The organism is Thermus sp. KWY1 (genome assembly GCF_057547025.1).
Genome location: NZ_BAAJPG010000023.1, coordinates 183,364 through 194,572, shown reverse-complemented (window position 1 = coordinate 194,572; position 11,209 = coordinate 183,364). Strand labels below are relative to the sequence as shown.

Annotated in this window: 11 protein-coding genes; 2 read left to right on the top strand and 9 right to left on the bottom strand. The window is 64.5% G+C overall.

Features of this window, described 5'->3' with window-relative positions; genetic code table 11:
• The 8 genes from trpD to AC27GT_RS07575 form a co-directional block, all read right to left on the bottom strand.
• Nucleotides 1-931: anthranilate phosphoribosyltransferase (gene trpD / locus AC27GT_RS07610; RefSeq protein ID WP_487223878.1), on the bottom strand; the 931-nt coding region annotated here is incomplete at its 3' end.
• Nucleotides 919-1,500 carry an anthranilate synthase component II gene (locus tag AC27GT_RS07605; RefSeq protein ID WP_487223877.1) on the bottom strand — a complete coding sequence of 194 codons (582 nt, stop codon included), beginning with the start codon at nt 1,498-1,500 and terminating at the stop codon, nt 919-921. The genes trpD and AC27GT_RS07605, both read right to left, overlap by 13 nt.
• Nucleotides 1,497-2,885 carry an anthranilate synthase component I gene (gene trpE, locus AC27GT_RS07600; RefSeq protein ID WP_015718127.1) on the bottom strand — a complete coding sequence of 463 codons (1,389 nt, stop codon included), beginning with the start codon at nt 2,883-2,885 and terminating at the stop codon, nt 1,497-1,499. Before trpE ends, AC27GT_RS07605 begins: the two co-directional genes overlap by 4 nt.
• 160 nt (nt 2,886-3,045) lie before the next feature.
• Entirely contained in the window at nt 3,046-4,596 is a 1,551-nt protein-coding gene (gene pruA / locus AC27GT_RS07595; protein WP_487223876.1) for an L-glutamate gamma-semialdehyde dehydrogenase, read from the bottom strand.
• An 18-nt stretch (nt 4,597-4,614) separates the two neighbouring features.
• Nucleotides 4,615-5,538 carry a proline dehydrogenase gene (locus AC27GT_RS07590; RefSeq protein ID WP_054392409.1) on the bottom strand — a complete coding sequence of 308 codons (924 nt, stop codon included), beginning with the start codon at nt 5,536-5,538 and terminating at the stop codon, nt 4,615-4,617.
• Complete coding sequence (locus AC27GT_RS07585) at nt 5,535-6,197, bottom strand: GntR family transcriptional regulator (RefSeq protein WP_038028404.1); 663 nt, start codon at nt 6,195-6,197, stop codon at nt 5,535-5,537. The genes AC27GT_RS07590 and AC27GT_RS07585 overlap by 4 nt, the downstream gene beginning before the upstream one ends.
• 90 nt (nt 6,198-6,287) lie before the next feature.
• On the bottom strand, nt 6,288-7,079 hold the full coding sequence (locus tag AC27GT_RS07580; protein WP_028494490.1) for a CsgG/HfaB family protein: 792 nt from the start codon (nt 7,077-7,079) through the stop codon (nt 6,288-6,290).
• 134 nt (nt 7,080-7,213) lie between these two features.
• Nucleotides 7,214-8,122 (bottom strand): DUF4032 domain-containing protein, encoded by a 909-nt coding sequence (locus AC27GT_RS07575; RefSeq protein ID WP_054392407.1) that lies wholly within the window; start codon nt 8,120-8,122, stop codon nt 7,214-7,216.
• A 123-nt stretch (nt 8,123-8,245) separates the two neighbouring features.
• Between AC27GT_RS07575 and AC27GT_RS07570 the strand changes: the two genes are divergently transcribed.
• Together AC27GT_RS07570 and AC27GT_RS07565 are read left to right on the top strand one after the other, a co-directional pair.
• Complete coding sequence (locus AC27GT_RS07570; protein WP_487223875.1) at nt 8,246-9,433, top strand: glycine C-acetyltransferase; 1,188 nt, start codon at nt 8,246-8,248, stop codon at nt 9,431-9,433.
• Between the two features lie 87 nt (nt 9,434-9,520).
• Nucleotides 9,521-10,681, top strand: coding sequence for a TaqI-like C-terminal specificity domain-containing protein (locus tag AC27GT_RS07565; protein ID WP_487223940.1), 1,161 nt, complete (start codon nt 9,521-9,523; stop codon nt 10,679-10,681).
• Here the strand turns inward: AC27GT_RS07565 and AC27GT_RS07560 are convergent.
• Nucleotides 10,668-11,054 carry a hypothetical protein gene (locus tag AC27GT_RS07560; protein ID WP_487223874.1) on the bottom strand — a complete coding sequence of 129 codons (387 nt, stop codon included), beginning with the start codon at nt 11,052-11,054 and terminating at the stop codon, nt 10,668-10,670. The genes AC27GT_RS07565 and AC27GT_RS07560 overlap by 14 nt on opposite strands.
• Nucleotides 11,055-11,209: the final 155 nt, after the last annotated feature.

The window sequence follows — 11,209 nt, the reverse complement described above, 5'->3', positions numbered from 1 at the left end:
GGACCTCGTGGGCCAGGCGCACCCCCTCCCGCAAGGTGGCCACCTTGCCCGCCGCGTAGAAGCCCGCCCCCGCCGCTAGGGCCACCCCTTGGGCGTGAGGGCCTTTCTCCTCCCCCTTTAGGATCCTTTTGGCCAGCTCGGCGTTCTCCACTGGGGAGCCGCCCTTTAGGGCCTCGAGGGGATACGCCTCCAGCCCCACCTCCTCGGGGACCAGGGTGTAGGCTCCCTTCCCCACCTCCACCACCTGGTTCTCCCCCAGGATGAGCTCGTCCGCCCCCTCCCCGTGGACCACCAGCCCCTTGGCCCCCAGGTGCCCCAGGGCCTCGGCCATGGGGGCAAGCCACCGGGGGCTGAAGACCCCAAGGACATACCGGTCGGCCCCCGCAGGGTTGGTGAGGGGGCCCAGGAGGTTGAACACGGTGCGAATACCCAGCTCGGCCCTCACGGGGGCCACATGGCGCATGGCGGGGTGGAAAACCCGGGCGAAGAGGAAACCAAAGCCCAGCGCCTCAATGGCCTCCCCCACCCGCTCGGGGGGAGCCTCCAGGTTGACCCCCAGGGCCTCGAGGAGGTCCGCCGAGCCCGCCCTTGAGCTGGCCGCCCGGTTTCCGTGCTTGGCCACCGCCACCCCTCCCGCCGCCGCCACCAGGGCACCCAGGGTGGAGAGGTTCAAAAGCCCCTTGTGGTCCCCCCCGGTGCCCACGATGTCCAAAAGCGGCCTGCGGCTTACGGGAATGCGCCGGGCCGCCTCCCGCATGGCCCGGGCCATGGCGGCGATCTCCGAGGGGGTCTCCCCCCTCAGGGCCATGGCGGTGAGCACCCCCGCCACCTGCACGGGGGAAAGCTCCCCGGCCATCATGGCCTGCATGAGGCCGTGGGCCTCCTCCTCGGTGAGCACCTCGCCCAAAAGCGCCTTCTTCACTGCCTCCATGGGTCCTCCAGAAAGTTCTTAAGGATGATCTTACCCGCTTCCGTCAGGTAGCTTTCCGGGTGGAACTGCACCCCGTGGGTGGGGTACTGGCGGTGGCGGAAGCCCATCACCGTCCTCTTCCCCGCCTCCTCCACCCAGGCGTTGACCAAGAGGTCTTCCGGCACCTCCTCCACCACCAGGGAGTGGTAGCGGGTGGCGGGGAAGGGATTGGGAAGACCCCGGAAGATGCCGGTGCCGTCGTGGTGGATCTCGCTCACCTTTCCGTGCATGATCACCGGGGCGGGCACCACCCTGCCCCCGAAGGCCATGCCGATGGCCTGGTGCCCCAGGCAGACCCCCAGGATGGGGTAGCGGGGGGCGTAGCGGCCGATCAAGGGCAGGGAAAGCCCAGCCTCCAAGGGGGTGCAGGGACCCGGGCTTATGAGGATGCGGTCGGGATTTAAGGCCTCCACCTCCTCGAGGGCGAACCGGTCGTTCCGCCAGACCACGGGGCTTGCCCCAAGCTCCCCCAGGTACTGGACCAGGTTGTAGGTGAAGCTATCGTAGTTGTCGATCACCAAAACCTTCATAGCCCCTCCTCCGCCATCTCCACCGCCTTCAAAAGGGCCTTCGCCTTGTTCCAGCACTCCTCGTACTCCCTTTCCGGCACCGAGTCCGCCACGATGCCCGCCCCCGCCTGCACGTGCATCCAACCCTTGGCGATCACGAAGGTGCGCAGGGTCAAGGCCACGTCCATGGCCCCGTCGTAGGCCAGATACCCAAAGCTTCCCCCATAGGGTCCCCGGCGGTGGGGCTCCAGCTCCTCGATGATCTCCATGGCCCGGATCTTGGGGGCTCCCGAAACCGTGCCCATGGGGAGGACGCTGGCCAGGGCATCCAAGGGGGTCTTGCCCTCCGCCAACATCCCTTCCACCGTGGACACCAGGTGCATCACATGGGAGTAGTACTCTACGTGCAAGGGCTCCAGGACCCGCACCGTGCCGAAGGCGGAAACCCGGCCGATGTCGTTGCGGGAAAGGTCCAGGAGCATCACGTGCTCGGCCCTTTCCTTCTCGTCCTTTAGAAGCTCCTCCGCAAGCCTTCTATCCTCCTCCTCGTCTCTCCCCCGGGGCCGGGTGCCGGCGATGGGCCTGGTGACCACCTTGCGGCCATCGGAGCGGAGGAGGCTTTCGGGGCTCGCCGAAACCAAGACCACCTCCCCTAGGTCCAGGTAGCCCATGTAAGGGCTAGGGTTCACGCTCCTCAGGGCCCGGTATAGGGCAAAGGGATGCACGGTAAGGGGGGAGGAAAGCCGTAAGGAGAGGACCACCTGGAAGATGTCCCCGGCGCGGATGTACTCCAAAGCCCTTTCCACCGCCCTTAAGTACTCCTCCCGGCTCATGTCGGGCTCAAAGCGGGCCCTCCCCCCCGGCCTTTCCCCCGGCACCCCCGGCAAGGGACCCTTAAGCTTTCTCTCGGCCCAAAGAAGGCGGGCTTCGGCCTCCTCGAGGCCCCGCCCCGGGGCCACCAGGTGCAGGAGGTTTTTCAAGTGGTCAAAGACCGCCACCACCTCAGGCTCCACGAAGAGGAGGTCGGGGAGGCCCAGGTCGTCGGGCTTGAGGGAGGGCAGGCGCTCGTAGTAGCGGATGAGGTCGTAGGCGGCGTACCCCACCACCCCCCCGAAGAAGGGGGGCAGGTCGGGATGCCGCTCCATGGGAGCGTGAACCGCCTCATAAAGGGTGCGCAGGGGATCCCGGGTTTCCACCCTTTCCCCGTTTACGGTGAAAATCCCGTCCTTCAGGCGGAAGGTGCGCCGGGCCCCCACCCCGATGATGGAAAAGCGGCTTTGCCTTCCCCGCTCCACCGACTCCAGAAGAAAGCTCACCGGGGCCTTCTCCGAAAGCTTCAGGTAAGCGGTCACCGGGGTTTCCAGGTCCGCCAAGAGGGTTTTGCGAAAAGGCCTTATGGTTTCCATGCCGCTCCTTACAAAAACCCCGGGGCCTAGCCCCGGGGAAACACGCCCATCCGCCCCCGGGGACCTAACCGGGCCACCAAAGGGCGGGAAGCGGGCTCATGTTCCCAGAATAGCCCAAGCCCCCCCTGGCGTCCAGGGGGAGCCGGGCATCAAGGAAGCCTCAGAACCTTTCGGCCACCGTCTTCATCTGCAGGAAGTGCAGGAGGTAATCAGGCCCCCCGGCCTTGGTGTCGGTGCCGGAAAGGTTGAAGCCGCCGAAGGGCTGTACCCCTACTAGGGCCCCGGTGATCTTGCGGTTGAAGTAGAGGTTCCCCACGTGGAACTCCCGCCTGGCCCTTTCCAGGTGCTCCCGCTTGCGGGAGTAAACCCCACCCGTGAGGCCGTAGACCGTGTTGTTGGCCACCTCGAGGGCCTCCCCGAAGTCCTTTACCCGGATCACGGAAAGCACCGGGCCGAAGATCTCCTCCTGGGCGATTTTGGCCGTGGGGGACACCTCGGTGAAGATGGTGGGAGCGATGAAGTAGCCCTCCCCTTCCAGGCGCTCTCCCCCAAGGACCAGCTGGCCTTCCCCCTTGCCGATCTCGATGTAAGAAAGGATCTTTTTCTCCTGGGCCTTGCTGGCCACAGGGCCCAGGTCGGGGTTCTCCTCGGCCGGGCCCACCACCAGGCGCTCGGCCCGCTTCAGAACCCTTTCCATCAAGGGCTCAAAGGCCTTCTCCGTGACGATGAGCCGGCTTGCTGCCGAGCACTTCTGCCCCTGGAAGCCGTAGGCGGAGATGAGGATGCCCTCGGTGGCCGCGTCAAAATCGGCGGTTTCATCCACGATGATGGCGTCCTTGCCACCGAGCTCCAGGAATACCCGCTTGATCCAGCGCTGGCCCTGGGCCAGCCTGGCGGCTCTTTCGTGGATCCAAAGCCCCACCTCGAGGCTCCCGGTGAAGTTGATGAACCGGGTCCTGGGATGCTCCACCAGATAGGCCCCCACCTCGCTTCCCTTGCCGGGCAGGAAGTTCACCACCCCTGGGGGGAAGCCTGCCTCGTGAAGGATCTCAAAGACCTTGGCGGCGATGACCACCGTGTCCTCCGCGGGCTTGGCCACCACGGTGTTCCCCACCGCCACGGGCCCAGCCAGCATGCCGGTGAAGATGGCGATGGGAAAGTTCCAGGGGGCGATGACCACCCCAGCCCCCAAGGGTATGTAGAAGCTTTCGTTATCCTCCCCGGGGTAGGGCACCACCTCCACGGAGGGGTACTTGTACTTGAGGGCCTGGCGGGCATAGTACTCCAGAAAGTCAATGGCCTCGGCCACCTCGGCGCTGGCCTCGAGCCAGTTCTTGCCGATCTCGTAGACCAAGGTGGCCTCCAGCTCCCGCCGCCTTCTTTTCATGAGGGCCGCCGCCTTTAGGAGGAGGCGGCTCCGGTCCTCCTGGGGCCAGTCCTTCCAGGTTTTAAAGGCCCTCCAGGCCGCCTCCAGGGCGGATTCCGCCTCGGAAGGCCCCGCCTTGGCGGTGCTCCCCACCACCTCGCTCGGGGCCGAGGGGTTTAGGGACTGGATCTTCTCCTGGGTATCCACCCAGGCCCCATCGATGTAGAGGCCATAATGGCGGCCAAACTCGGCCCTGACCCGCCTTAAGGCCTCCCGCATCTCCCGCTTGGCCTCCTCCGTCTGGAAGGTTTCTATGGGCTGGTTGCGGAAAGGTTCCACCGTCATGCCTTACCTCCTTTTTCTTTAGCCTCCTAGGAGGCTCCTTAGCACCAAAAACAGGTTTTCGGGCCGTTCGGCGATGCGCCGGCTTAGGTAGGGGTACCAGTGGTCGCCGTAGGGCACGTAGGCCCGCACGGTATAGCCCTCCTGGGCCAGGCGCCTTTGTTCCTCGGGGCGCACCCCGTAGAGGAGCTGGAACTCAAAGCGGTCCTTGGGGATGCCCATGGCCCCGATGTACCGCTTTACCTCAGCGATGAGCCTGGGATCGTGGGTGGCGAAGGCCACGTAAAGCCCTTCCTTCAGGGCTAGCTTCCCCAGGTGCAAAAACTCGGCGTCGATGAGGCGCTTATCCTGGAAGGCCACCTCCTTGGGCTCCCGGTAGGCTCCCTTCACCAGGCGCAGGTTGGGCCGGTAAGGGAGTAGTTCCCAGAAGTCCTTTTCCGTGCGGAACAGGTAGCTTTGCAAAACCACCCCCACCCCGCTGAAGCCCTCCTCCCGCAAGGCCTTGTAGATGCGCAGGGTGGCCTCCACCCGGGGAGAGTCCTCCATGTCTATCCGCACGAAGACCCCCTTGGGCTCCGCCTCCTTAAGGATTTCCCGAAGAAGTTCTAAAGCCAGGGCCTCGGAGAGGTCCAGCCCAAGCTGGGTAAGCTTTAAGGACACGTATTTGGGCCAGGGGCGCCCGGCCACCGCCCGGATGAGCTCCAGGATCCCCTTCTGGAAAGCGTGGGCCTCCTCCCCGCTTCTCACCATTTCTCCCAGGAGGTCCAAGATGGCGTGGACCCCCTGGGCCTCGAGTCTTTCCGCTACCAAGAGGGCTTCTTCCAAGGTCTCCCCCGCCACATAGCGCCGCACCAGGCTCCTGGCCCGGGTCTTGATGAGGGCCTCCACCTTGGGGTTCCCGGCCACGGAAAGCACCGCCTGCCGATAGAACAAATCCAGGTTCATACCCCTCCTTTCCTAAGCCTGGCCACCACCAGGTCGCGGAACCGGTACACGTGGGCCTCCACCGCCCTCTTAGCCCCTTCGGGGTCCCGCCTCCTCAGGGCCTCGAGGATGGCCTGGTGCTCCTTGCGGGTGGCCTCCTCCTGGGAAAGGGTGGGCAGGGTGCTCCGGACCAGGGCCAGGCTGGAAAGGAGGTCCTCGTAGAGGCGGTAGAGGGTCTTGTTCCCGGAAAGCCGCACCAAGGCCCGGTGGAACTCCAAGTCCCGGCGCATCTGCTCGGGGTAGTCCTCAGGGGGAGCTTCGTCAATGGCTTTAAGGCGGGCCTCGAGGTCGGCAAGCTCCCAAGGGGTGGCCCTAAGGGCTGCCTCCCGTGCCGCCTCCCCTTCCAGAAGGGCCCGCACCCCGTAGACCTCCTCCACCTCCTCCGGGCTGAAGATCCGCACCCTGGCCCCCCGGCCCGGCACCAGCTCCACCAAGCCCTCCTCGGCAAGGCGCATGAGGGCTTCCCGCACGGGGGTGCGGGAAACCCCGAGCTCCTGGGCCAAGAGGGGCTCGGAAAGCCTTTCCCCAGGGGCGAACCGCCCGGAGAGGAGAAGGTCCTTGAGGTGCCGGTACACGGCCTCCCGCACCTGGTTGGGCCGGCGAAAGCCTAGCGTCTGCATCCTGTATACAGGATGCTCCGGCCTGTTCCCGTTGTCAAGAAGGGAGATGGCGGCCAAGGGTGGCCGCCATCCCCGCGAAGATGGGTCTTCCTAGCCCTTTTGGGGCAGGGGCTGGCCGTCCGGACCGTACTTAAAGTAGGAGGGGGGTATGCGCCGGATGAGCTCCTCCACCGCTTTGCTCACCATGACCGCAAGGGCCTTACCCATGGGGGTCTTTTGATACTGGCTTAGGGCCCCGCCCAGGGCAGCCCCGGGTACCAGGGCGCCGAGCAGGCCGCCAAAGTCGGTATCGGAAGCCTCCCCTTCCACGCGGAAAGCGGCCACCACGGCCCCCGTGCGAACATCAACCGCTCGGAAATCCACGGCTACATAGGCCTTCTTCTGGCCGCCCGCCACCGCACCTAATAAACCCCCCAAGAGTCCACCACCCCCACCCCGTGTACCACTAGCATCGGGCTCAAAAGCGGTGATGGTTCCAGTAATCAGGATTTCCGCGCCCTGAAGTTGCTGAACTTGGTTGCCTATACCTGCTTCTTTCTGTAGTTGCTCGAGGACGGACCGTTCATACACGATAAAATGATTGGTGTTAATCAGCGCCGTGGTGAGCATATCAGAAATCCCAGCTCCCACGTCTCCTCGGCTCGTTGAAACCTCTATTCCAAACAGCTTACCCAAAACAGCCGCACCAACCTGAGAAGAATCCACACCGGGTCCACACTTCTCCGCTTTGCACGAAAACGAGGCAACCACGACCTTTGCCCTAGGACCCGTATAGGTGGCATAGGGATTATCCGGTGAAAGTCCCGAGTCTACCTTGGTCGTCACCTGAGGAGCACATGCAGCCAGAAAAAGGACAGCCAGAGAAAGCAAGCCCTTTCGCATAGCGGGGTCACCTCCCTCTCCACCCCCGCTTCTAAGGAGGGTGGCTTAGAAAACTTTAAGAGGCATCAGGTTTTCGCCTTGTTTATTTGCACTTGACAAATGGTACCTTTGTGAGAAAATGAGTGGTTCCATGCCTACCCCAAAATAGCCTTCTTCAGCCACCCCCCAAGCCGCTTCCACCAGGGCCCAAACCGAGCCTCGTACGAGCGGGCGGCCTCCTCGGGGCCAAGGTCCGCCCCCAGTTCCTGGGCCAGGAAGTAGCGGTGGTCCATCACCCATAGGTAAAGATCGGCCTCGGTGCGGCCGGGAAACTCCCGCAGCAAGCCCAGGCGGCGGATGGCCTCTGCTGTGGGCCGGTAAAGGTTTCGGTACCAATCCAACACCCCCTCCTCCCAGGGGATCTCCCTGTCCTCCTCCAAACCCTTGAAGTACCGCCGGGTAGCGATGTGGTCCAGAAGAAGGTCGTAGCGTCCCAAGGTGGTAAAGCGGATCTCGGAGAACTCCTCTGGAGGTATGAGCTCCTTCAGGCGGGTCCTCTCCAGGAAATGGGCGTACTCGGCCTTGAGGATAAGGTCCTTCAAGGTATCCCCGGGTTGCAAGGCCACCGGCACCTCGAGGGCGATCACGTAAGCATCGATGAATTTCTGGCCCGTAGCCTTGGCCAAGGCCACCCGGTGGTTGCCGTCCTTGACGAAGTAGGCCTCCCCCACCTGGTACACCTCGATAGGGGGAAACTCGACCCCTGAAAGCTGGAGAGCCCTGAGGCGCTTCCAGCGCTCCAGGGTATGGGGGGTTCGCGGAAGGAAGTGGCGGTGGAAATCCTCGTAGCGGTCCACCGAACCCACCACCCTGTCCACCTCGATGGATCTAAGCCCAAGGTGATGCTCCCCCCTGGGTCGTAAGGCCAAGACTTCATGGAAGGGAAGGAGGGTATCGGGCTCCCCCTTAAACCGGTGAACCAGCTCCAGGAGTCTAGCCCGCCACTCCAAGCGCTCTGCCTCGTACTCCGCCTGCCAGGATTCCCTCGGTGTGGATCGGTCCATGGTTATGGAAGCGCTCCCACCCCCTCACTCAGGTTAACCCCTCTCGATCAAGAGAAGGTAAGAAACACCCGCAAGTCCAGGTGCGGCTTGCCATGAACCCACCCCCCGGGGTTAGATAAGGCCATGAGTTTATCCCTGCGCGCCCGCGTGGAAAGCGAGCTGGAAAGGTTAAAGCAGGAGGGGCTGTACATCCGCCCCAAGGTCCTCGAGGCTCCCCAGGAACCCGTAACCCGGGTGGAGGGACGGGAAGTGGTGAACCTGGCCTCCAACAACTACCTGGGTTTCGCCAACCACCCCTACCTGAAGGAGAAAGCCCGCCAGTACCTGGAACGGTGGGGGGCGGGAAGCGGAGCCGTGCGCACCATCGCCGGCACCTTCACCTACCACCTTGAGCTGGAAGAAGCCCTGGCCCGCTTCAAGGGCACGGAAAGCGCCTTGGTCCTGCAGTCGGGTTTCACCGCCAACCAGGGGGTGCTGGGAGCCCTGCTCCAGGAGGGGGACCTGGTCTTCTCCGACGAGCTGAACCACGCCAGCATCATCGACGGCCTCCGCCTCACCAAGGCCACCCGTTTGGTCTTTCGCCACGCCGACGTGGCCCACCTGGAGGAACTCCTGAAGGCCCACGACACCGAAGGCCTCAAACTCATCGTCACCGACGGGGTCTTCTCCATGGACGGGGACATCGCTCCCTTGGACCGCATCGTGCCCCTGGCCAAGAAGTACGGGGCGGTGGTCTACGTGGACGATGCTCACGGAAGCGGCGTCCTGGGGGAAAAGGGCAAGGGCACGGTGCACCACTTTGGCTTCCACCAGGACCCCGACGTGATCCAGGTGGCCACCCTCTCCAAGGCCTGGGCGGTGGTTGGGGGATATGCCGCCGGGGCGTTAGAGCTCAAGGACCTCCTCATCAACAAGGCCCGGCCCTTCCTCTTCTCCACCAGCCACCCCCCGGCGGTGGTGGGGGCTTTGCTGGGTGCCTTAGAGCTCATCGAGAAGGAGCCCGAGCGGGTGGAAAGGCTTTGGGAAAACACCCGCTACTTCAAGCAGGAGCTTGCCCGTATGGGCTACGACACCCTAGGAAGCCAGACCCCCATCACCCCGGTACTCTTCGGGGAGGCCCCCTTGGCCTTTGAAGCGAGCCGCCTCCTCCTGGAAGAAGGGGTCTTCGCTGTGGGCATTGGCTTTCCCACGGTGCCCAGGGGGAAAGCCCGAATCCGCAACATTGTCACCGCCGCCCACACCAAGGAGATGCTGGACAAGGCCGTCGAGGCCTACGAGAAAGTCGGCCGTAAGCTTGGGGTGATCCGCTAGGCCGCTTCCCGAAGGACACACCTGGTGGCTTCCTTGCCCCCCCGTACCCTGGGCCGCATCCTCACCCCTCCCTCCTTGGTGGGCTTCATGGTCTCCCTGGCGGAAGCCCCCAAGGGGGGAAGGATCCTCGAGCCCGCCTCAGCCCACGCCCCCTTCCTGCGTGCCTTCCGGGAGGCGCACGGCTCAGGCTATCGCTTCCATGCGGTAGAGGTGGACCCCCTGGCCTTCGACCCTCCCCCCTGGGCGGAAGGCCATGTGGCGGACTTCCTCCTCTGGGAGCCCCACGAAACCTTCCACCTCATCCTGGGGAACCCTCCCTACGGGGCCCTGGGAGCGGGAGCCCGGCTGGACCCAAAGCAGCGGAGGCTTTACCGAAGTCGCTTCGCCACCTGGCACGGGCGCTACAACCTCTACGGGGCCTTCCTGGAGAAGGGGGTGAGGCTCCTCGCTCCCTCGGGGATGCTGGTCTTCGTGGTCCCCGCGGGGTGGATGGTCCTTTCGGAGTTCCGGAAGCTCAGGGCCTTCCTGGCCCGGGAGGGGGAGACGGAGGTCTACTACCTGGGCCGGGCCTTCCCCGGGGTCAAGGTGGTGGCCGCGGTGGTCCGCTTCCGTAAGGGGGGAAGGGGACTAAGGCTTTACGACGCCGAGGGCCCATGGTTCCATAGCCCCGTCCTCCTTCTGGAAGACCCCGCCTGGCAGGGGGAGATGATCCGCTTCCCCGACCCCAAGGCCCTGGAGATGGAAAAGAGAGGGGTGCCCCTGGGGGCGCTTTTCCACCTCCACTTCGCCGCCAGGAGCCCGGAGATCCGATCCCACCCCCTCACCCGCACCGCCCCGGGCCCCGGCCTGGTGCCGGTGCTCACGGGGAGGAACCTGAAGCCGGGGGAGATCGACTACGAAACCCCCTACTCTGGCCTCTACTTCCCCAAGGAGGCCGCGGGGCTCCTCAAGCCCTTCTACGCCACCCCCCACCTGGTGGTGGGGAACACCCGCCACTACCGGGTGGTGGCCGCCTGGGATAAGAGGGCTTATCCCTGGCGGGAGGAGTTCCACCTCCTGCCCAAGGCAGGGGTGAAGGTGGACCCGGAAGGCCTGGTGGCTTACCTGAACGGCCTCGAGGTCCAGGCCTACTACCGGGGGCTTTACCGGGAGGTGGTGCCCCACCTCACCCGGGAGATGCTCTTGCGGATTCCGGTGCCCAGGGATTTGGCCTTGAACCAGGCTCCCTTTGCCGCTAGCGCCCGGTGAGGTAAACGCGAAGGACAAGCCCCACGGCAAAGAGGAGGCCCAAGGCCACAAAGAGCTCCGGGCGCTTGGGAGGCTCCTTCAGGCCTTTGTAGAACCACCCTCCCGGCTCGAGGCCCCCCAGGTAGTGGAGCCCCGCCGCCAAAAGGAGACCGTAAAGGAGGTGCAGGCCATCCTTGGGCCTGAGGCCCGCCAGGAAAAGGGCAAACCCCAGGGCCACCTGCAGGATGGCCACCCAGGCCACCCCCCGCAGGGCCCGAAAGAAGCCCCCGGGCAGGGGCCGAAAAAAACCCTGCAAGCCCACCAAGGCCAAGGCGGGCACCGCCAGGAGGAGCAAAACCCCCAAGGAGGCATGTAGGAAAAGCAAAACCGGCATGGGGCCATGATAAGGCACCCTTCCGGTTCATTTGGGGCAGGGGCCCAAAGCGGAGGGCATCCCGGGCATTATTGGTAATAATACCAATCTCCTCCCCGGGAACACGCGCCCTCTTGGCCCATCCTTAAGGGAAAAGTGCCGCATTCCTTCTGTGG